At 62.6% G+C, this 20,071-nt stretch carries 18 protein-coding genes; 9 read left to right on the top strand and 9 right to left on the bottom strand.

Annotated features, from left to right (window positions below; translation table 11 throughout):
• Positions 1–43: 43 nt before the first annotated feature.
• Complete coding sequence (locus ACN6NG_RS07555; RefSeq protein WP_474313382.1) at positions 44–973, bottom strand: electron transfer flavoprotein subunit alpha/FixB family protein; 930 nt, start codon at positions 971–973, stop codon at positions 44–46.
• Positions 974–1,723: an electron transfer flavoprotein subunit beta/FixA family protein gene (locus tag ACN6NG_RS07550; protein ID WP_016498683.1), complete on the bottom strand. Its 750-nt coding sequence runs from the start codon at positions 1,721–1,723 to the stop codon at positions 974–976.
• A gap of 531 nt (positions 1,724–2,254) precedes the next feature.
• Here ACN6NG_RS07550 and ACN6NG_RS07545 point away from each other — a divergent pair.
• Entirely contained in the window at positions 2,255–3,937 is a 1,683-nt protein-coding gene (locus tag ACN6NG_RS07545; RefSeq protein WP_274138948.1) for an electron transfer flavoprotein-ubiquinone oxidoreductase, read from the top strand.
• A gap of 71 nt (positions 3,938–4,008) precedes the next feature.
• Here ACN6NG_RS07545 and ACN6NG_RS07540 read toward each other — a convergent pair whose 3' ends face one another.
• From ACN6NG_RS07540 to ACN6NG_RS07525, 4 genes are all read right to left on the bottom strand, one after another.
• On the bottom strand, positions 4,009–4,410 hold the full coding sequence (locus ACN6NG_RS07540; RefSeq protein ID WP_063423100.1) for a type II TA system antitoxin MqsA family protein: 402 nt from the start codon (positions 4,408–4,410) through the stop codon (positions 4,009–4,011).
• Between the two features lie 2 nt (positions 4,411–4,412).
• Positions 4,413–4,709 carry a type II toxin-antitoxin system MqsR family toxin gene (locus ACN6NG_RS07535; protein WP_063423101.1) on the bottom strand — a complete coding sequence of 99 codons (297 nt, stop codon included), beginning with the start codon at positions 4,707–4,709 and terminating at the stop codon, positions 4,413–4,415.
• A 94-nt stretch (positions 4,710–4,803) separates the two neighbouring features.
• Positions 4,804–6,129 (bottom strand): MFS transporter, encoded by a 1,326-nt coding sequence (locus ACN6NG_RS07530; protein ID WP_063423102.1) that lies wholly within the window; start codon positions 6,127–6,129, stop codon positions 4,804–4,806.
• Positions 6,130–6,202: 73 nt separating this feature from the next.
• A complete protein-coding gene (locus ACN6NG_RS07525; RefSeq protein WP_016498680.1) occupies positions 6,203–6,682 on the bottom strand; it encodes a response regulator in 480 nt (159 codons plus the stop codon).
• 261 nt (positions 6,683–6,943) lie between these two features.
• Between ACN6NG_RS07525 and azu the strand changes: the two genes are divergently transcribed.
• On the top strand, positions 6,944–7,405 hold the full coding sequence (azu, locus tag ACN6NG_RS07520) for an azurin (RefSeq protein WP_063423103.1): 462 nt from the start codon (positions 6,944–6,946) through the stop codon (positions 7,403–7,405).
• Between the two features lie 37 nt (positions 7,406–7,442).
• On the opposite strand, the gene ACN6NG_RS07515 is transcribed toward azu, so the two are convergent.
• Positions 7,443–7,943 carry a sigma-70 family RNA polymerase sigma factor gene (locus ACN6NG_RS07515; protein ID WP_063423104.1) on the bottom strand — a complete coding sequence of 167 codons (501 nt, stop codon included), beginning with the start codon at positions 7,941–7,943 and terminating at the stop codon, positions 7,443–7,445.
• A 231-nt stretch (positions 7,944–8,174) separates the two neighbouring features.
• Here ACN6NG_RS07515 and ACN6NG_RS07510 point away from each other — a divergent pair, with 231 nt between their 5' ends.
• Genes ACN6NG_RS07510 through ACN6NG_RS07500 form a run of 3 tightly spaced genes read left to right on the top strand, consistent with a single transcriptional unit; the run spans position 8,175 to position 12,740 of the window.
• The gene (locus ACN6NG_RS07510; RefSeq protein WP_063423105.1) at positions 8,175–9,356 is read left to right on the top strand and encodes an efflux RND transporter periplasmic adaptor subunit; all 1,182 of its coding nucleotides are present in this window, start codon (positions 8,175–8,177) and stop codon (positions 9,354–9,356) included.
• Position 9,357: 1 nt separating this feature from the next.
• Positions 9,358–11,325, top strand: coding sequence for a MacB family efflux pump subunit (locus tag ACN6NG_RS07505; RefSeq protein ID WP_474313377.1), 1,968 nt, complete (start codon positions 9,358–9,360; stop codon positions 11,323–11,325).
• On the top strand, positions 11,322–12,740 hold the full coding sequence (locus ACN6NG_RS07500) for an efflux transporter outer membrane subunit (protein ID WP_353456577.1): 1,419 nt from the start codon (positions 11,322–11,324) through the stop codon (positions 12,738–12,740). The genes ACN6NG_RS07505 and ACN6NG_RS07500 overlap by 4 nt, the downstream gene beginning before the upstream one ends.
• A gap of 58 nt (positions 12,741–12,798) precedes the next feature.
• Here the strand turns inward: ACN6NG_RS07500 and pvdP are convergent, their stop codons facing one another.
• Positions 12,799–14,409 (bottom strand): pyoverdine maturation tyrosinase PvdP, encoded by a 1,611-nt coding sequence (gene pvdP / locus ACN6NG_RS07495; protein WP_081237848.1) that lies wholly within the window; start codon positions 14,407–14,409, stop codon positions 12,799–12,801.
• A gap of 146 nt (positions 14,410–14,555) precedes the next feature.
• On the opposite strand from pvdP, the gene ACN6NG_RS07490 reads away from it, so the two are divergent.
• The 4 genes from ACN6NG_RS07490 to ACN6NG_RS07475 all read left to right on the top strand — a co-directional run bounded on the left by ACN6NG_RS07490 (position 14,556) and on the right by ACN6NG_RS07475 (position 19,868).
• Positions 14,556–15,938 carry a dipeptidase gene (locus tag ACN6NG_RS07490; RefSeq protein ID WP_474313374.1) on the top strand — a complete coding sequence of 461 codons (1,383 nt, stop codon included), beginning with the start codon at positions 14,556–14,558 and terminating at the stop codon, positions 15,936–15,938.
• Positions 15,935–16,810 (top strand): dihydropyoverdine dehydrogenase, encoded by an 876-nt coding sequence (gene pvdO, locus ACN6NG_RS07485; protein WP_063423109.1) that lies wholly within the window; start codon positions 15,935–15,937, stop codon positions 16,808–16,810. The genes ACN6NG_RS07490 and pvdO overlap by 4 nt, the downstream gene beginning before the upstream one ends.
• Before the next feature lie 61 nt (positions 16,811–16,871).
• Entirely contained in the window at positions 16,872–18,200 is a 1,329-nt protein-coding gene (locus tag ACN6NG_RS07480; RefSeq protein ID WP_197864916.1) for a lysine N(6)-hydroxylase/L-ornithine N(5)-oxygenase family protein, read from the top strand.
• 18 nt (positions 18,201–18,218) lie between these two features.
• The gene (locus ACN6NG_RS07475; RefSeq protein WP_474313373.1) at positions 18,219–19,868 is read left to right on the top strand and encodes a cyclic peptide export ABC transporter; all 1,650 of its coding nucleotides are present in this window, start codon (positions 18,219–18,221) and stop codon (positions 19,866–19,868) included.
• Position 19,869: 1 nt separating this feature from the next.
• On the opposite strand, the gene ACN6NG_RS07470 is transcribed toward ACN6NG_RS07475, so the two are convergent.
• The coding region (locus ACN6NG_RS07470; RefSeq protein WP_474313372.1) for a hypothetical protein at positions 19,870–20,071 on the bottom strand (202 nt) is incomplete at its 5' end.

Raw genomic sequence — 20,071 nt, 5'->3', positions numbered from 1 at the left:
CCTCAATGCGAGGGCCGGGTTCTTTATAAGTGAAGCAGGCGGATCAGACCAGCTTTTCCAGCTCCGGAACCGCTTCGAACAGGTCGGCAACCAGGCCGTAGTCAGCCACCTGGAAGATCGGCGCTTCTTCGTCCTTGTTGATCGCAACGATCACTTTGGAGTCTTTCATGCCGGCCAGGTGCTGGATCGCGCCGGAGATACCGACGGCGATGTACAGCTGTGGCGCAACGATCTTGCCGGTCTGGCCGACCTGCATGTCGTTCGGCACGAAGCCTGCGTCGACCGCAGCGCGCGAAGCGCCGACGGCCGCGCCGAGCTTGTCGGCCAGGCTGTACAGGTGCTTGAAGTTGTCACCGTTGCCCATGCCGCGGCCGCCGGAAACGACGATCTTGGCAGCGGTCAGTTCTGGGCGGTCGGACTTGGCCAGCTCTTCACCGACAAAGGCCGAGATACCGGCGTTGTGCGCGGCACTCACCGCTTCAACAGCAGCCGAGCCACCTTCGGCAGCGACTGGGTCGAAGCCGGTGGTACGCACGGTGATGACCTTGATCGAAGCGCTCGATTGCACGGTGGCAATGGCGTTACCGGCATAGATCGGGCGCTTGAAGGTGTCGGCGGACTCGACCGAGATGATCTCGGAGATCTGGTCCACGTCCAGCAGCGCGGCAACGCGCGGCAGGATGTTCTTGCCATTGGTGGTGGCCGGGGCCAGCACGTGGCTGTAGCCCTTTGCCAGCTCGACGATCAGCGGCGCGACGTTTTCCGGCAGGACGTGGGCGTAGGCGGCGTTATCGGCCACCAGGACCTTGGCCACACCAGCGATCTTGGCAGCGGATTCGGCAACGCCACCGACGTTCTGGCCTGCGACCAGCACGTGCACATCACCACCGATCTTGGCGGCTGCGGCGACAGTGTTCAGGGTGGACGGGGCTACTGCACCGTTTTCGTATTCAGCGACAACCAGGATAGTCATTTAGATTACCTTCGCTTCGTTCTTCAGCTTCTCGACCAGTTCGGCCACCGACTTGACCTTGATGCCAGCGCTGCGGGCAGCCGGCGCTTCAACTTTCAGGGTCTTGTTGGTGGAGGCGAGGGAAACGCCCAGCGCGTCTGGAGTAACGGTCTCCAGCGGCTTCTTCTTGGCCTTCATGATGTTCGGCAGCGACGCATAGCGTGGCTCGTTCAGGCGCAGGTCGGTGGTGACGATGGCTGGCAGGTTCAGCGACACGGTCTGCAGGCCGCCATCGATTTCACGGGTGACGTTCAGCTTGTCGCCAGCCACTTCAACCTTGGAGGCGAAGGTGCCCTGGGCGTAGCCGGTCAGCGCAGCCAGCATCTGGCCGGTCTGGTTGTTGTCGCTGTCGATGGCCTGCTTGCCAAGGATGACCAGCTGAGGCTGCTCTTTGTCGACAACGGCTTTCAGCGCCTTGGCCACCGCCAGGGAGTTCAGCTCGTCAGCGGCTTCTACCAGGATGGCACGGTCGGCACCCAGGGCCAGGGCGGTACGCAGTTGCTCCTGGGCAGTGGTCGGGCCGACGGAAACGACGACGATCTCGGTCGCAACACCTTTTTCCTTCAGGCGTACGGCCTCTTCCACGGCGATTTCGCAGAAGGGGTTCATGGACATCTTGACGTTAGCAAGGTCGACGCCGGAGTTGTCCGCCTTGACGCGAACCTTGACGTTGTAGTCGACCACTCGTTTGACAGCTACAAGAACCTTCATGGATTCCTCGTTACTCTCCGGTGAATAGATAGTCGCCTGGGGCTGAGCCCGGCGATGCGCGTGGGTACAAGGGCACCTCTAAAAACGTACCGGGAGCCAGTATCTTCACTGTGACCGAACAGTCTTGTCCGGACTCTTGCGACAAATACTCACGGGTCATTTTCTGTCGTGGCGTGTAAACTCCACTACAAACCGGCCCAAGGCCGCAAAACCCTGCTCCACACCTGGTCTTTAGAGGTGTACCTGCGCCCGGCTGCAAGCCTACGGCGAACGTAAAACCGCTCGTATCTTGACCGTAACACCCCATCCGGTCAATACGGCAAATCGGTCACCCTCCAGCCGTGTTCCTGTGATTTTACTGGCCTGCGGCAAATTCAAACAAACGTTTGTATTGGACCCGCCAAGTGGTGTAGATATAATGCGCGGCCAAGACAAAACGGTGTAGTCCGTCATTTGCGCAGCTACAGTTTCGCTCCCGTGATGAGCCACTGTGCGCGGCACCCATAAGACAAAGCAACAGCACGAGCCTTGATGAGTAGGAGAGAACCAGTGGAACGCGAATACATGGAATTCGACGTGGTCATCGTCGGCGCCGGCCCGGCAGGCCTGTCCGCCGCCTGCCGCCTGAAGCAGAAGGCCGCCGAAGCCGGTAGCGAAATCAGCGTCTGCGTGGTGGAAAAAGGCTCTGAAGTCGGCGCCCACATCCTCTCCGGCGCGGTGTTCGAACCCCGCGCCCTGAACGAACTGTTCCCCGACTGGAAAGAGCTCGGCGCACCGCTGAACACCGAAGTGAAGCGCGACGACATCTATGTGCTCAAGGATGCCGGCAGCGCCACCAAGGTGCCGGACCTGTTCGTGCCCAAGACCATGCACAACCATGGCAACTACATCATCTCGCTGGGCAACCTGTGCCGCTGGCTGGCCCAGCAGGCCGAGAACCTGGGCGTTGAGATCTACCCGGGCTTCGCCGCCCAGGAAGCGTTGTTCGACGACAACGGCGTGGTCCGCGGCATCGTCACCGGTGACCTGGGGGTCGACCGCGAAGGCAACCCGAAGGACGGCCTGTACACCCCGGGCATGGAACTGCGCGCCAAGTACACCCTGTTTGCCGAAGGCTGCCGCGGCCACATCGGCAAGCAGCTGATCAAGCGCTTCAACCTCGACAACGAGTCCGATGTGCAGCACTACGGCATCGGCCTGAAGGAAATCTGGGAAATCGACCCGGCCAAGCACGAGCAGGGCCTGGTGGTGCACACCGCCGGCTGGCCGCTGGACGTGGTAGCCAAGGACAACACCGGTGGCTCGTTCCTCTATCACCTGGAAAACAACCAGGTGGTGGTCGGCCTGATCGTCGACCTGTCCTACGCCAACCCGTACCTGTCGCCGTTCGACGAATTCCAGCGCCTCAAGCACCACCCGGTGATGAAGCAGTACCTCGAAGGCGGCAAGCGCATCAGCTATGGCGCCCGCGCCATCTGCAAAGGCGGCCTGAACTCGCTGCCGAAGATGGTGTTCAACGGTGGGGCGTTGATCGGTTGCGACCTGGGCACCCTGAACTTCTCCAAGATCAAGGGCAGCCACACCGCGATGAAATCGGGCATGCTCGCGGCCGAAGCAGTAGCGGACGCACTGATCGCTGGCAGCGAGGGGGGCGATGCGCTGAACACTTACGTTGACGCCTTCAAGGCCAGCTGGCTGCACGAAGAACTGTTCGCCAGCCGTAACTTCGGCCCTGCGCTGCACAAGTTCGGCCCACTGTTTGGTGGTGCATTCAACTACGTCGACCAGAACTGGTTCGGCGGCAAGCTGCCGTTCACCCTGCACGACACCAAGCCGGACTACGCCTGCCTCAAGCTGGCCGCGGATTCGAAAAAGATCGACTATCCGAAACCGGACGGCAAGCTCAGCTTCGACAAGCTCAGCTCGGTATTCCTCTCCAGCACCAACCACGAAGAGGAACAACCCTGCCACCTGAAGCTGACCGACCCGAGTATCCCGATCGCCAGCAACCTGCCGCTGTACGACGAGCCGGCCCAGCGCTACTGCCCGGCGGGCGTGTACGAAGTGGTCACCCAGGAAGACGGCAACAAGCGCTTCCAGATCAACGCGCAGAACTGTGTGCACTGCAAGACCTGCGACATCAAGGACCCGGCCCAGAACATCACCTGGGTCACCCCTGAAGGCGCTGGCGGGCCGAACTACCCGAACATGTAAGGTCCCTGCCCTTGCCGTAACAAAAAGCCCCCGGTTCTCGCGAGCCGGGGGCTTTTTGTTAGCTGCCAAAATCAGGCAGTACGCACTTCCTCGAAGAGCTCTGGATGGCGATCCAGCAGCTTGAGCAGTTTCACCAGCGCCACGGGTGGTGTGGTCTTGCCGTTTTCGTAACGGGAGAACGCGTTGACGCCACCACCGAAAATTTCCCCCGCTTCACGCTGGTCGAGGTCGAACTTCCGGCGCATTGAGGCAATGAAGGAAGGATCCACAACCGTTGCGTTGACTTGGCGATCGAATGCCGTCATCAGGTTACTGATACGCATGGCTTCATCGTGGCTAAGTACACATTCACCACATGCGGAACAGTAATCGCCACTTACGTCAGGGATGACGGTCGCCTCTCCTTTATAGCTATAGGGCATGCCCTGAACATCAGGTGCAAGCTCCGCTCCGCCGCATATTGGACATCTCATGGTTACAACCCCTTGAAAGACACGATGAGCACGTCGTCTACCACGGACAGTTTCAGATAAACGTACCCAATTGCTGTAAGCGGACGATAGACATCCTGCCAAACCCGGTGATCCATATGGCTGGTCATGCTCTTGTAAAAATCAGTGCGCTCCAAACTGGAGATCACTTCAAGCATGCCCGGATAATCTATTCCCAGTGCTTTGGCGCCTCTCAGTGCAGCGCCTGTAGGGCTGATGCGCCTTGCAGCAGCCAAGACTTTTACCCGTTCCAGCGGACAATGAGGCGTTCTCTTTTCCATGAGAAATTAACCTTCCAGGTTAAATTTGGCCAATAGGTTATTCCAATAACCACCGCCCGGAAGTCTGCCTCAGCGCCTCAATAGCGTTACCCTCTCATTTGTCACCACACATGATCGGCATCGGCTCTGCCGTAAACGTCAATGGCTCGCGGCGCCCGAAATACAAGGCCGTGAGCAGCCCCACCGTGCCCATGATCAGACAAAACCCGACACACACCCACGGGCTCCACGGCATCAGCGCGATCAGCGCCAGCGGCGTGGTGCTGGCCCACAGCGCATAGGCCACGTTGTAGGTGAAGGAAATACCCGAAACCCGGATCTCGGCGGGGAACAACCCGACCATCACCGACGGCACCACCCCCACCACGCCGCAGGACAGCCCTGCCAGCGCGTAGGCCAGCCAGGTCATGCCCCACTGCCCATTCAGGCTGGCGTACAACGCGCCGATGCCCAGCGGCAGCAGCACGCTGTAAAGCATCAGCGCACGCCAGGCGCCCACGCGGTCAACCAGCAGGCCGGCGAGTACGCAGCCGATATTGAGGAAGACGATGCCCACACTGCTCAGGGCAAAGGTGTGCCCGGCGCTCATGCCGAAGCGCTGCTGCATCACCGTCGGGGTTATCACCACCAGCACCACCACGGCAGAAGTCAACACGCAAGTCAGCAGCGCCGCCGGAACCAGCGCGCGGCGGTGCTCGCCCAGTACCCGCCGCAGCGGGAACTTCACCGGCTGTTCCTGACGTGCGCGCAAGGCAAGAAACACCGGTGTTTCGCTCAGCCAGCGGCGCAGCCACACGCCAATCACGCCAAACACCCCACCCAACAGGAACGGGTAACGCCAGGCGTAGTCGAGGATTTCCTGCGGTGTGAATATTTGCGCCAGCAAGGTCGCGGTCAGCGCCCCCAGCAGGTAGCCGAAGGTCAGCCCGGCCTGCAGGAAGCCCAAGGCATAACCGCGTCGGCCGGCCGGCGCGTGCTCGGCAACGAAGGTCCAGGCACTCGGCACCTCGCCCCCCACCGCCGCACCCTGGAAGATACGCAGCGCCAGCAGAATCAGCGGCGCGGCATAGCCGATGTCGGCATAGGTCGGCATCACGCCGATCAGCAGGCACGGCAGGGCCATCATCAGGATGCTCAGGCTGAACACCCGTTTACGCCCCAGGTGGTCCGCAAAGTGCGCCATCAGGATGCCGCCCAGCGGCCGCGCCAGGTAACCGGTGACGAAGATGCCGAAGCTTTGCAGCAGGCGCAGCCACTCGGGCATTTCGGGCGGGAAGAACAGCTGGCTGAGGGTCAGCGCAAAGAACACGAAAATGATGAAGTCGTAGATTTCCAGCGCGCCGCCCAGTGCCGCCAGGCCCAGGGTCCGGTGATCGCCGCGGCTGAACCGGGGCGGGCGAGCGGTATCGATGGCAGTCATGGCAGGGGTCCGCAAATCGGCAAAGGGCAAGAGGATAACAAATAGCTGCCCCGTTGCCCTGCACGCTGCGCCGCTAGCGGTTGAACACCGTGTGCGCGAAGTTGGCCCGCGGCCGTGGCCGCGCCGCGGTAGCCGGCATGCTGCCCGGCAGCGGCAACTTGCCGACCACCAGTGGCGCGTCGATGATCGCCATGAATGACTCCAGCGCCTCGTTATCAGGCACCTGCGGGAGGCTCAGGCTGACCGCCTGGCGTTCGGTCTGCGGTACTGAAGGCACTTTTAACTGACTGGAGTGGTAAAGCAGGGCGTGCTGGATCTGCGTGCTGACGCGGCAGAAGCGCGCCAAGTCGACCCCGGCATGATTGGCCAGCTCGATATTGCCCAGCAGCAGATGAAAAGGCTGCAAGGCGCAATGAACAAGGCGCTGGAGCTCCTCGAAGCTCTCCACGGGGGCGATCCGGTAATAGCCCAGGCCATTGAGCAACCGCTCCAGCTGCAGGCGCTGGCAGGGGTGTGCGTCGGCGATGAGGATGCGCAGGGTCTTGTTTGCCATGGTGGGACCTGGGCAGTTGGGTAATGGGTACGCTCCATGACCATACTGCGCCAGTAACGGCTACTGCCAAGGCCATGCCTGGCAGCGGTCTTATTTGATAGAAGTCGGGAAACCCGCATAAATCAAGTGATTGACTGACGGAATTTGCATTTACCTTTAAGCCGGGCAGCGAACCGCAGGCCCTAAACCCTGACGCTCGGGCTTCGTATAAAAAAGGCGCATGCCCCAAGGCATCGCCTCATACCTTTTCGGAGTACCCAGATGTTTCGCCCTGCCCTAGCCTTTTTCGCCCTGACCCTGTCCAGCGTCGCGTGGTCCGACGAGCCCTGCTCGGTGGACATTCACAGCACCGACCAGATGACCTACAACCTGAAGACGATCAGCGTCCCGCAGACCTGCCAACGCTTCACGGTGAACTTGCGGCACACGGGCACGATGCCCAGGAACATCATGGGCCACAACTGGGTGCTGGCCAAAAAGGAAGACATCAAAGGCGTGACCACCGATGGCGCCGCGGCGGGCGAAGCCAACAACTATATCCAGCCGGGAGACAAGCGCGTGCTCGCCCATACCCGGCTGATCGGTGGCGGCGAAAAGGATTCGGTCACCTTCGACACCCGCGTGCTGCAGGCAGGCCAGGCGTACGAGTTCTTCTGCTCCTACCCGTTCCATTCGACCATGATGAAAGGTGCCCTGACGTTCGGTACATCGTCAGGCAACTGAAGCTATTGGAAAGTGGGCTGCGCTGCCGGGCACGTGCTCAGGTCTCGGCCCACTCGCGCATGCGCAGGCGGCAATGTTTCATGGCGTTGACGATGTGCTTTTCAACCGTGGCCTTGGACAACCCCATACGCGTGGCAATCTCGCCATGGGACAGGCCTTCGAGCTTGCGCAGCAAAAAGCACTCCCGGCAGGTGTTGCCCAGTTCCGCCAGCGCACGCTGCAGCAACTCCAGGCGTTCTTCCTGACGACAGACGCCGTGCACGGGCGTGACGAAGAATCGCTCGTCGGTTTCCAGTATTTCGAGGGGCTCGGCGCGACGGGCCTTGCTACGCCGATGGCCATCGGTCACCAGGTTCAGGGCCGTGCGATAAAGGAAAGCGCGCGGATGGGAGATCTGTGTGTCGTCACACCGCTCGATTATCCGCAGATAGGCTTCCTGAGCGATATCCTCGGCCGCATGGCGGCTGCCGAGACGCGAACGAAGGTACCGGACCAGTTCCTGGTAGTAATGCTCTAGCAATACACCCGAAGACGGCATCGAAGCGCTTTCCCTGTTTTCCGATGATGATAGAAATCTGATGCAGGCCAAGTAGTGGCAATGCCGGCGCTTAAATTATAATAATTCTCATCAAGTTTAAAGACGTTGTTACATTTCCCCCGCCCGCAACAGGCGTTTACCGCTAAATCCGTCCTTGTCGCTTTCGTTTAATCGGCAGCCTCCCTAGCTGTTCCCTGGTGACAGCGGCCCTCTCATGGTCGGAACCCCTGCATGATGCCTCAACGCCTTCCCCGTCGCGCTGTAACCCTCGTGCTGTGCCTGATCCCGCTGGCCGCATTCGCCACCTGGCAATTGTTGCCAGGCGAGGCTGATCAGCGGCCTTCCGTCAGCGTCAGCCGTGGCAACATCGAAGCCAGCGTCACCGCGCTGGGCACCCTGCAGCCCCGCCAGTACGTCGATGTCGGCGCGCAGGCCTCTGGGCAGATCCGCACCTTGCACGTCGAGGTAGGCGACACCGTCAAGCAGGGGCAGTTGCTGGTGGAAATCGACCCTGCCACGCAACAGGCCCGGCTGGATGCCGAGCGCTATGCCATCCAGACCCTGAAAGCACAGGTCAAGGAGCAGCGCGCCGAACATGTCCTGGCCCAGCAGCAGTTGCGTCGCCAGCAGCGGATGGCCACCGACGGCGCCACCCGCGAAGAGGATGTGCAAACAGCCCAGGCCAAGGTGCTGACGACCCAGGCGCGTATCGACATGTATGAGGCGCAGATCCTCCAGGCGCAGGCCACGTTGCGCAGCGCAGAGGCCGAGCTTGGCTACACACGTATCTATGCCCCGATCGGCGGCACGGTGGTGGCTGTCGATGCACGTCAAGGGCAGACCTTGAACGCGCAACAGCGCACCCCGCTGATCCTGCGGATCGCCAAGCTGTCGCCGATGACGGTGTGGGCCGAGGTCTCGGAAGCTGATATCGGCCAGGTCAAGACCGGCATGCAGGCCTACTTCACCACCTTGGGCAGTGGCGGCAGGCGCTGGACCGGTACCGTCAGGCAAATATTGCCGATTCCGCCCAAGCCGCTGGACCAGCTCAGTCAAGGCGGCGGCAGCCCGGTTGCCGCCGGTGGCGCAAGCGGCAGCGGGACCGGCCGCGTGGTGCTCTACACCGTGCTGCTGGACGTCGACAACGATGACAACGCGCTGATGGCCGACATGACCGCGCAGGTGTTCTTCGTCGCCGGGGCCGCCAAGGATGTATTGACCGTGCCCATCGCCGCACTTCAGGGGCGCGGCCAAGGCGAAGGCCTGCAGACCGCCCACGTCCTGACCGGCAAGGGCGACGTTCAGAAGCGCCAGGTACGCACCGGGCTTAGCGACCGCCTGCGCGTGCAGGTACTCGACGGGCTGGAAGAAGGTGACAAGCTGCTGATCGGCCCTGTCGGCGGCGAGGGTTGACATGAACACCCCGCTGATAGAACTGATCGGTATCCGTAAATCCTATGGTGGCGGCGACAGCCCCCAGGTCGATGTGTTGCGTGGCATCGACCTGAAGATCCATGCCGGGGAGTTCATCGCCATCGTCGGCACCTCAGGCTCCGGCAAGTCGACCCTGATGAACATCCTCGGTTGCCTCGACCGCCCAAGCGCCGGGCATTATCGCTTCGCGGGCCAGGACGTTGCCGGCCTGAACAATGACGAACTGGCCTGGTTGCGCCGCGAAGCGTTCGGGTTCGTGTTTCAGGGCTATCACCTGATCCCTTCCGCCTCTGCGCAGGATAACGTGGAGATGCCGGCTATCTATGCCGGGACCACCGCCGCCCCACGGGCCGAAAGGGCCCAGGCGCTGCTGCAACGCCTGGGCCTGGGAGAACGCACCGGCAATCGCCCGCGCCAGCTTTCCGGTGGCCAGCAACAACGGGTATCCATTGCCCGGGCGTTGATGAACGGCGGCCATATCATCCTCGCGGACGAGCCAACGGGCGCGCTGGACAGCCACAGTGGCACCGAGGTCATGCGCCTGCTGGATGAGCTGGCCGAGCAAGGCCATGTGGTGATCCTGATCACCCACGACCGCGATGTGGCCGCTCGCGCGCACCGCATCATCGAGATCCGCGACGGTGAAGTGATCAGCGACAGCGGCGCCGACCAGGCGCCGCCACAGGCTCGCCCGGGGGCGCTGCAAGCCGAAGATCTGGCCCGGCGCCTGGTCCGCGCCGACAACCAGAGCAGCCCCTGGCTGGGCGAAACCCGGGACGCCCTGCAGGCCGCCTGGCGGGTCATGTGGAGCAACCGCACACGCACCGCGCTGACCCTGCTGGGGATCATCATCGGCGTCGCGTCGGTGGTCGTGATGCTGGCGGTGGGCGAAGGCAGCAAGCGTCAGGTCATGGCCCAGATGGGCGCGTTCGGCTCGAACATCATCTTCATGAACGGTGCCCCTCCGGCACCGCGCGCCCCGCCCGGAAACATTCGCCTCAGCGACGTGCAGGCGCTGGCCGAGCTGCCCCAAGTGAAATCCATAATGCCGGCCATGACAGTGAAAGCGCAGGTACGCTTCGGCAATCGCGACCTGGAATCGACCATCGGTGGGTATACGCCTGTGTTCCCGACCCTGATGAGCTGGCCCGTCAGCGAAGGCAGCTTCTTTACCGACAACGACCAGGCAACGGCTGCGGCCGTGGCCGTGATCGGCTCGGAAGTACGCAAGAAGCTGTTTGTCGACGGCCAGGACCCGATCGGCCAGTACATCCTCATCGAGAACGTTCCTTTCCAGGTGATCGGAGTACTGGCCAGCAAAGGCTCCAGCGGCGCCAACCAGCGCAACGACCTGCGCATCGCCATCCCGTACTCTGCGACCTCCATACGCCTGTCCGGCACGCAACACCCGGAGTACGTGATCATCGGCGCCGCCGACAGTACCCAGGTGCATGAAGCCGAACGGGCGATACGCCAACTGATGCTGAGCCTGCACGATGGCATGGAAGACTTCGAGATCGACAACAGCGCGGCGATGATCCAGGCCGAAGCTGCGACGCGCAACGGGCTGTCCCTGATGCTTGGCGCCATCGCCGCCATTTCGCTGCTGGTCGGCGGGATCGGCGTGATGAATGTGATGCTGATGACCGTCCGCGAACGCACCCGCGAGATCGGCATCCGCATTGCCACCGGTGCCCGACAGCGGGACATCCTGCGCCAGTTTCTGACCGAAGCCGTGGTGCTTTCGTTGACCGGCGGCCTTATCGGCGTGTGCCTGGCGCTGCTGATCGGCTTGGTACTCAGCCTGGCCCAGGTGGCCGTGGCGTTTTCCGCCCTGGCGATAGTGGGTGCCTTCGCCTGCTCGGTAGCCACCGGCGTCATCTTCGGCTTCATGCCCGCGCGCAAGGCTGCCGCCCTCGACCCTGTCGCCGCCCTGACCAGTGAATGACCATGACCAGAACCGCTCTTTTTATGCTACCGCTGCTGACCTTGCTTGGCGCTTGCAGCCACACTGCTGCCCCCCTGGACAGCGGCATCGTTGCGCCCACCAACTGGCAAGGCCCGACTGGCGGCACGGCGGCCTCGGCGCAATGGTGGACAACCTTCAACAGCGCTAAACTGAGCCAGCTGATTGAGCAAGCGCGCCAAGGCAGCCATGACCTGCGCGCCGCCATGGCCAGAGTCAGGCAGGCACGGGCCGACCTGCGCATTGCCGGGGGCCCTCTGCTGCCGCGCCTCGATGCCAGTGCCGACGCCTATCAGCAGCGCTTGCTGCGAGGCCAAGGCTACAGCGAACAGGATACTTCGAGCAGTAAACGGACCTACCGCTACTTCAACACCGCCCTGACGGCCAGCTACGAGCTGGACTTCTGGGGCAAGAATGCGGCTGCTCGTGACAGTGCCCGTCTGGGCCTGCAAGCCACTGCCCTTGATCGTGACACGCTCGAGCTGAGCCTGACGAGCAGCGTTGCCGATACCTATCTGAGCGCCCTCGCCGCTCGTGAGCAGGCGCGCATCGCCGCGCTCAACCTGGAAAACGCCGAAAAGATCCTCAAACTGGTGCGCACGCGCTTCCAGGCGGGGTCATCGACTGCCCTTGAACTGGCCCAGCAAGAAAGCCTTGTAGCCAATCAGCAACGCCAGTTGCCGCTCTACCAGCAAGAAGCCCGGGATGCACAGATCACCCTGGCAACCTTGCTTGGTGTGCCGGTGCAGGCACTCGCGCTTGCCGATCAGCCTTTCGATCAACTGAGCGGCCCGAGCATTGCCGCCGGCATCCCCAGCCAGTTGCTGACTCGCCGCCCGGACATCGCCGGCGCAGAGACGCGCCTGGCGGCGGCTCAGGCGGATGTCAGCGTTGCGCGGGCGGCACTGTTCCCCACGGTGAGCCTAACGGCCAGCCTGGCCACCGGCGACAGAAAGGCCATTGACCTGCTGCGCAATCCGGCGTTCAACCTCGGTGCCGGCCTGACAGCCCCCATTTTCAACAATGGCGCCTTGCGCGCCGAGCGCGATCGCGCCATCGCTCGCCAGGACGAACTGCTCGAAGCCTATCGCAGCGTGCTGATCACCAGCTTCGGCGAAGTCGAGAAGGCGCTGAACAACGTCGATGGCCTGGACCGCCAGACACGCTGGCAGAATGAAGAGCTTGCCCAGGCCCAGCGTGCCTTCGATCTGGCAGAGAACCGCTATCGGGCCGGCGCCGAGGACCTGCTCAGCGTGCTGGAGGCGCAACGCAGCCTGTTCACCGCACAGTCCGAGCGGGTACGACTGCGCGAGGCGCGCCTGCAGGCCAGTGTTGCCCTTTACAAGGCACTGGGCGGCGGCTGGACAGCGTCCGACACGCTGATGACGGCGAAGTAGGCATGCCCCCTGTCCGGGGGCCTACCTGGTACAAAACCAGCAAATAGCGCCAAGTGCGCTACAAACCGTCACGTCTCGGGCCGGGTGCCAGATGGCGAGCGTACCAGGGCCGCTGTGGCACCCTGTCGGCCAGGCGATCGGCATCTTCTTCCGGGCTGAAGATGGCCTGCAAGGCAAGCTTCATGGTCTCGATGTCCAGTTTCCCGGTGCCGCCACCATTGCCCAGCCCCCAGGCACCGCAACCGTCACGGGTGGGCCCCAGCCAAGGCTCGGCCACACGCACCCAGCGCCCCGGGGCAAACCATGGAACGCCATCGATCATCCGCAGTTTCACTTCCCCCGGGTGCGCCTGCTGGTGGGCCAGGTACCAGTCGTTCAGGCGGTCGTCGATCCAGCCGTGAAAGGCCCAGAACACCGGGTTCACGTGGGAGGAAAACGGATCGCCAAGGAAGTCGTTCTCGGCGCGGAACCAGCGTTCGGAAAAATCATAGTTGCGACGCCCGTAGGGCATTGGAAGATCCGAGTTCGGATCTCGCCCCAGGGATGCCCAGCGCATGTGCAGCCAGTCGTGGACCCCCAACTCGATGCGCGACCCCAACTCCCCCAGACACAAGCTGCTGAGGTATTGCGGGTCATGCAGCTGGGCTTCCCACAGCTGGAAGTTGGCGTGCAGCCCCTGACTGCTCTTGACGTAGTACAGCCACTGGCTGAAAGCATCATCGCCGGCCGCCTGCCAATTGGGCGGGACGCTGTAGCCGTCTCGGTTATCGAGGTAATCGAAGAACGCCTGGGTACCCTGCCCGATCGATGGACGTGCCGCGGGCAGGCTTGTCCAGGAGCGCAGGTCCTGGACCTCGCGCACGCCATGCAGCATGTGCCGGTGCATGAACAGAAAATCCTCGCCGGAGCCGTTGCGATGGCGGTCATGACCGCGGGCGTTGCGCTCCTTGCCCAGGGGGCCGACCTGCCAGCCCAGCGCACGCACCATCTGCCGTCGAGACTCATCAATGCGGTGCCAGCGATCACGGCTGGCATGCCAGAGCTGATGATAGTAACGACGCTGCGGCGAAATCAGGTCCTCGTGCAGAGCCGCCACGAACGGCAACCGCTCACGCGCCAGCACGAAGGGTCGGCGCACAGCGACAAAGCCCGCCATTGCACCAGAATGCCCTGCCTGGGTCCCTGCCAGGCGTACTTGCCCGCTAAGGGTTGCGCTGCCTCCGCCCTGGCTCCAGTCGCCCCATATCTCATCCAGCACGGAATCGCAGTCATAGGCCTCGCCAGAGCCGGCAATCATCTTCAGCCGCACGTTCGGCAATCGGTCGGCCGCCAGCGGACCGTAAACCTGCAAACCCTGGTCGCCATATGGCGCAGTGCCCAGGTAACCGCGCACGGCACGGGCCCCCTGCCCTACGTCGAGCAACAGCTGTTGCGGCCCGGCCAGCTCGGCCAGCGCCGGGTGATCGCCCACCAGGCGCCAGTCCCAGATCCCGACCAAGCGCTCACCCAACAGCGCATTGGGCAGGTCGTCGACCGGCACCGCTGGTTCGTCACTGCTCAGCTCCGCTTCCTGGGCCCGCTCCCACTCCTGCCGTGCGTAATAGGCGGCAGGCAGTGCAACACCAGCGGCCACCAGGCCGGCCAGGATCTTTCGACGTGACACTTTCATCCACTGTACTCATGACGTGACTCCTGCTGCAAAAACGAATGGTTGAGGAAGCGATTTAGAGGGACGCTAAATTCTCTTGGCGTCGGCTCGTTTCACCCAACAAGTTCGAACGGCATGGGGCCGTCGTGCAGGCGACCGAGTACGCAATGAAGAAACAGGCTTTGTTATCGCGCAGATGGCCATGGGCATTGGCACTTCTGCTTCTGCTCCTGCTCCTGATAGCCGCCGGTGCCTGGGGGTATCGGGCCTACCTTGCCAAGCACCCGTACAGCCGCGAAATCGAAGAGCGAGCCAACGCCCTGCAGGCGCGCATCCCGGCGCTGGATGCACACCTTGACGTGCCGTTGAACTACGGCGCCAGTGGCAGGGAAGCGAATCGTGACGGCCCGACCCAGTTCGACCTGGTGAAAGCTGCCAAGGGCCGCCTGAGTGGCGCGTCGATCGCGATCTGGTCATGGCCGGAGTTCTGGCGCGGGCCCAATTGGCCGCACCGGCCCACCCCCGGGTTCAAGGCTGCGATGGCCAACGAACTGGAAGTGCGCTATCGGATCATCACCAGCATCGCCAAGGATTTCCCGGCACAGGCGGGGATCGCCTACACACCTGCCGACTTCCGCCGACTGGCCAGTGAAGGCAAGTTCGCCATCATCATCAGCCTGCTCAACGCCGCGCCCCTTGGCGATGACATCGACAAGCTCGACCACTGGGCCGCACGCGGCATGCGGGTGTTCGGCCCGGGCTACGTCGGCAACAACAGCTGGGCCGACTCGGCACGCCCCTTGCCCTTCCTGGGGGATTCGGTCGACCCGCTGGGCGGGCTCTCCGACATTGGTCGGCGCGCCATCACCCGGCTCAACGACCTCGGCGTGGTCATCGATGTCTCGCAGATGTCCAGCCAGGCCCTGACCCAGGTCACCGAACTGAGCCGGGCACCGGTGATGGCTTCGCACACCGGCGTGCAAAGCCTGATGGACATCCGCCGCAACCTAAGCGACGCCGACCTGGCACACATCAAGGCTACCGGCGGGCTGGTCAATATCGTGGCCTACTCCCACTACCTCAAGCCCTTCTCGCGCCCGACCATCGAGAAGATGAACGCCTTGCGCGCCAGGTATGGTTTGCCTGACATACAAAGCCAGACCCAGATGGGCACCACCACCGACCCGGTGTTCTCGATCTGGTCGGAGAAGAAGTTCGGCGAATACCTCACGCCCTTCTACGACATCGTCGGCGCCGAGCCCAAGGCAACCCTGGCGGACTATGTCGACTCGATCGATTACGCGGTGAAGAAGATCGGTATCGACCATGTCGGTATCAGTTCGGACTTCAACGACGGCGGCGGTGTGGTCGGCTGGGAAGATGCCAGCCAGAGCCGCAACGTCACCGCCGAACTGATACAGCGTGGCTATTCCGATGAAGACATCGCCAAGCTCTGGGGAGCCAACTTCCTGCGTGTGTGGGAAGCCGCCCAGAAGGCCGCCAGGCCGACCCCTCCTCCCGTTGCCCACAACCTGCAAGGAACCCCATGAAACGGCTGACCTCACTGATTGCCCTCGGTTGCCTCTCGCTTTCGCTCGAAGCCCTCGCTGCCGACCCGGCGGTACCGGGCAAGGTTTTCAAGGACTGCAAGGATTGCCCGGAAATGGTCGTACTGCCCGCCGGCAGCTACGTGATGGGCACGCCCGATGACGAACTGGGCAAACAGGACGATGAAGGTCCGCTGCACACCGTGACATTCGCCAAGGCCTTCGCCATGAGTCGCTTCCATGTGACCGCCGGGCAATGGCAGGCCTATGCCAGGGAAACCCACACTGTGCTGCCCGACGGCGACAACCGCCCGGGCCGTTTGTGCAAGAACGGCAAGCCCAGCTACCCGCAAGGCCCGAGCCAGCCTGCAGTCTGCATGACCTGGGAGGAAGCACGCGGCTACATCGGCTGGCTCGCGAAGAAAACCGGCAAGCCCTACCGCATGGTCAGCGAAGCCGAACGCGAGTACGCCGGTCGCGCCGGCTCCACCGGCCCCTTCCCGTTCCCCTTCGACGAGGAAGGCGAGTATCAGATCAGCAAGCATGCCAACACCTACGGGCCGCGCGATGGCTTCACCTATACGGCACCGGTCGGCAGCTTCCCGGCCAATGCGTTCGGCATGTATGACACGCATGGCAATGTCTACGAGTGGGTCGAGGACTGCTGGCATACCGATTATGTCGGCGCGCCCACCGACGGTAGCGCCTGGACCACCGGTGACACCTGCACGCACCGGCAGATCCGCGGTAACGACTACCTGGAACCCCCGATCTTCTCGCGTTCGGGCAACCGTAACGAGCGCAAACCTGAAGTGCGCGGTGACTGGCTGGGCTTTCGCGTAGCGCGCGCGCTCGAGGACGGCGAATACAACTGACCCACTGCAGAGAAGGATCTTTACCCACCTGTGGACACCCCCCGCACAAGGAGTCAACGACATGAGCGCCTCAACTCTCCACGACCTGATCGGCGTAGGCTTCGGCCCGTCCAACCTGGCGCTGGCCATCGCCCTGCAAGAGCTTTCCCAGAGCCATGGCAAGGCCATTGATGCCTTGTTCATGGATAAACAGGAGCACTATCGCTGGCATGGCGATACCTTGTCCTCGCAGAGCGAACTGCAGATTTCGTTCCTCAAGGACCTGGTTTCACTGCGCAACCCCACCAGCCCGTACAGCTTCGTCAACTACCTCAAGCAGCAGGGCCGCCTGGTCGACTTCGTCAACCTGGGCACCTTCTACCCGTGCCGACTGGAGTACAACGACTACCTGGGCTGGGTCGCCGGGCAGTTCGCCGAGCAGGCACTGTATGGCGAAGAAGTGCTGCGCATCGAGCCCGAACTCGATAACGGGGTCATTCATCACCTCAAACTGATCTCGCGCAATGCACAAGGCATGCAGCGGACCCGTCGCACCCGTTCGGTGGTGATCAGCACCGGTGGCTCACCGAAGATTCCAGCCATTTTCGCGCCGCTGCGCAACGATGCCAGGGTTTTCCACCATTCTCGCTACCTCTCCGGCATGCAGAACCTGGCCCCCGTCCATGGCAAGCCGATGCGTGTCGCGATCATCGGTTCCGGGCAGAGTGCCGCCGAGGCGTTCATCGACCTGAACGACAGCTTTCCTTCGGTGCAGGCTGAAATGATCCTGCGCAGCTCAGCCCTCAAGCCCGCCGACGACTCGCCTTTCGTCAACGAGATCTTCGCCCCAGCCTACACCGACCTGGTCTTCCAGCAAGCAGCGGCAGACCGCGAAAAGTTGATCGGCGAATACCACAATACCAACTACTCCGTCGTCGATCTGGAGCTGATCGAGCGCATCTATGCCGTGTTGTACCGGCAGAAGATCACCCGTCAGCCCCGCCACGCGGTGCTCTGCCGGCAGCACGTGGCGGCGGCGGTCGACGTCGGGGGTGGCATCGAACTGACCCTGCGCGACCTCGCCACCGGGCAGCAGCAGACCCACCGCTACGATGCCGTGATCCTGGCCACAGGCTACGAGCGCAAGAGCCATCAGCACCTGCTCGAGCCGCTTCTGCCTTACCTGCATGGCCTGGAAGTGGACCGTACCTACCGCGCCCTGGCCACCCCACAGCTCAAGGCGCCAGTGTTCCTGCAAGGTTTCTGCGAGGCCACCCACGGCTTGAGCGACACCTTGCTTTCGGTGCTGCCAATGCGCAGCGAAGAGATCGGGCAAGCACTCTATGCCGCCCTGAATCTTTCCAGCAGCGCTCACAAGGCGCTGAGCAAATCCCTTGCCAGCGTCGGCTGATCAATCCAGGAGCCCATCATGTCCCAGCCCACCCGCGGCGCCGTGCAGGATCTTTTCGCCCTGCTCAAGCCGTTCAAATATACCGTCGCGCTGTCCGTCATCCTGGGCATGGTCGGCGGCCTCAGCATCACCTTCCTTCTGGCCACCATCAACCGGGCCCTGAACGACGACACCGGCCTGACCCAGGGCGTGGTCTGGGGCTTCGCCGGGCTTTGCCTGGTGGCCCTGGCCAGCTCGGTGTTTTCCGACATCGGTAGCAACCGGGTGGGCCAGAACATCATCGCCGCCTTGCGCAAGGAACTGGGCGAGAAGGTGCTGTCGGCCCCCATCGAACAGATCGAGCGCTATCGCAGCCATCGACTGATCCCGGTGCTGACCCACGACGTGGACACCGTCAGCGATTTCGCTTTCGCCTTCGCACCACTGGCAATTGCCTTGACCGTTACCCTGGGCTGCCTGGGCTATCTGGCAGTGCTGTCCTGGCCGATGTTCCTGCTGATGCTGGCAGCCATCGCACTGGGTACCGCCGTGCAGTACATCGCCCGAGCCAAGGGCATTCGAGGGTTCGTCGCGGCACGGGATGCCGAAGATGAACTGCAACGGCACTACAATGCAATTGCCGGCGGCGCCAAGGAGCTGCGTATCCACCGCACACGCCGTCAGCGCATGTTCAGCCGCAACATCCAGGGGACGGCCGACAAGATACGCGACACCCAGATCCGCTCCATCAATACCTTCGTCATCGCCAAGACCTTCGGCTCGATGCTGTTCTTCGTGGTCATCGGCCTGGCACTCGCCCTGCAATCCTTGTGGCCTAGCGGCGACAAAGCAGTGATGAGCGGTTTCGTCCTGTTGCTGCTGTACATGAAGGGCCCGCTGGAATACCTGATAGGCACGTTGCCCATCGTCAGCCGGGCTCAGATCGCCTTTCGCCGGATTGCCGAGTTGTCGGAGCAGTTCTCCTCCCCCGAGCCGCACCTGCTGCTCGAAGACAAGGCCAGCCAGCTGCCCGCCTTGCGCACCCTCGAGCTGCATGACGTGCGCTTTGCCTTCCCGCCGGTCGACGGCAACGCACCGTTTACCCTGGGGCCGGTGAACCTGCAGATCCGCCAGGGCGACATCGTCTTCATTGTTGGCGAGAACGGCTGTGGCAAGACCACACTGATCAAGCTGCTGCTAGGGCTGTACCCGCCGCAAAAAGGCGAGATACGCATCAACGACCAGGCGATCACCGCGCTGAACCGCGATGATTATCGCCAGCTCTTCACTACCATCTTTTCCGATTACTACCTGTTCGACGACCCCTTCCTGGGGGCCCAGCAGGTGCCGGAAAGCGCCGAGGTCTATCTCAAGCGGCTGGAAATCGCACACAAGGTGAGCATTCGCGACGGCAGTTTCACCACCACCGACTTGTCGACCGGGCAACGCAAGCGACTGGCGCTGATAAACGCCTGGCTGGAAGAGCGCCCGGTGCTGGTGTTCGATGAATGGGCTGCGGACCAGGACCCGACCTTCCGACGCATTTTCTATACCGAGCTGCTCCCCGAGCTGAAGCGCCTGGGCAAGACAATCATCGTCATCAGCCATGATGACCGCTATTTTGATGTCGCCGACCAGCTGGTGCGCATGGAAGCCGGCAAGGTGGTGGTCGAGGCGTGTGTCGCCTGATTCACTGGAAGCGGGGGACTTGACTGGCGTCCCCCTGCATCACATTTCCCTTCCCCTCCAACTTCCCTTTCCCCTTCCCTTCCCTTCCCTTCCCTTCCCTTCCCTTCCCTTCCCTTCCCTTCCCTTCCCTTCCCTTCCCTTCCCTTCCCTTCCCTTCCCTTCCCTTCCCTTCCCTTCCCTTCCCTTCCCTTCCCTTCCCTTCC

The organism is Pseudomonas sp. TSO6 (genome assembly GCF_056098905.1).
Note: the sequence above shows the minus strand (reverse complement) of the source record. Positions and strands in the feature narration are given on the sequence as shown.

Coding starts and splice junctions, on each gene's coding strand:
- ACN6NG_RS07555 (WP_474313382.1), bottom strand. CDS start 973: ATGACTATCCTGGTTGTCGCTGAATACGAAAACGGTGCAGTAGCCCCG.
- ACN6NG_RS07550 (WP_016498683.1), bottom strand. CDS start 1,723: ATGAAGGTTCTTGTAGCTGTCAAACGAGTGGTCGACTACAACGTCAAG.
- ACN6NG_RS07545 (WP_274138948.1), top strand. CDS start 2,255: ATGAGTAGGAGAGAACCAGTGGAACGCGAATACATGGAATTCGACGTG.
- ACN6NG_RS07540 (WP_063423100.1), bottom strand. CDS start 4,410: ATGAGATGTCCAATATGCGGCGGAGCGGAGCTTGCACCTGATGTTCAG.
- ACN6NG_RS07535 (WP_063423101.1), bottom strand. CDS start 4,709: ATGGAAAAGAGAACGCCTCATTGTCCGCTGGAACGGGTAAAAGTCTTG.
- ACN6NG_RS07530 (WP_063423102.1), bottom strand. CDS start 6,129: ATGACTGCCATCGATACCGCTCGCCCGCCCCGGTTCAGCCGCGGCGAT.
- ACN6NG_RS07525 (WP_016498680.1), bottom strand. CDS start 6,682: ATGGCAAACAAGACCCTGCGCATCCTCATCGCCGACGCACACCCCTGC.
- azu (WP_063423103.1), top strand. CDS start 6,944: ATGTTTCGCCCTGCCCTAGCCTTTTTCGCCCTGACCCTGTCCAGCGTC.
- ACN6NG_RS07515 (WP_063423104.1), bottom strand. CDS start 7,943: ATGCCGTCTTCGGGTGTATTGCTAGAGCATTACTACCAGGAACTGGTC.
- ACN6NG_RS07510 (WP_063423105.1), top strand. CDS start 8,175: ATGATGCCTCAACGCCTTCCCCGTCGCGCTGTAACCCTCGTGCTGTGC.
- ACN6NG_RS07505 (WP_474313377.1), top strand. CDS start 9,358: ATGAACACCCCGCTGATAGAACTGATCGGTATCCGTAAATCCTATGGT.
- ACN6NG_RS07500 (WP_353456577.1), top strand. CDS start 11,322: ATGACCATGACCAGAACCGCTCTTTTTATGCTACCGCTGCTGACCTTG.
- pvdP (WP_081237848.1), bottom strand. CDS start 14,409: ATGAAAGTGTCACGTCGAAAGATCCTGGCCGGCCTGGTGGCCGCTGGT.
- ACN6NG_RS07490 (WP_474313374.1), top strand. CDS start 14,556: ATGAAGAAACAGGCTTTGTTATCGCGCAGATGGCCATGGGCATTGGCA.
- pvdO (WP_063423109.1), top strand. CDS start 15,935: ATGAAACGGCTGACCTCACTGATTGCCCTCGGTTGCCTCTCGCTTTCG.
- ACN6NG_RS07480 (WP_197864916.1), top strand. CDS start 16,872: ATGAGCGCCTCAACTCTCCACGACCTGATCGGCGTAGGCTTCGGCCCG.
- ACN6NG_RS07475 (WP_474313373.1), top strand. CDS start 18,219: ATGTCCCAGCCCACCCGCGGCGCCGTGCAGGATCTTTTCGCCCTGCTC.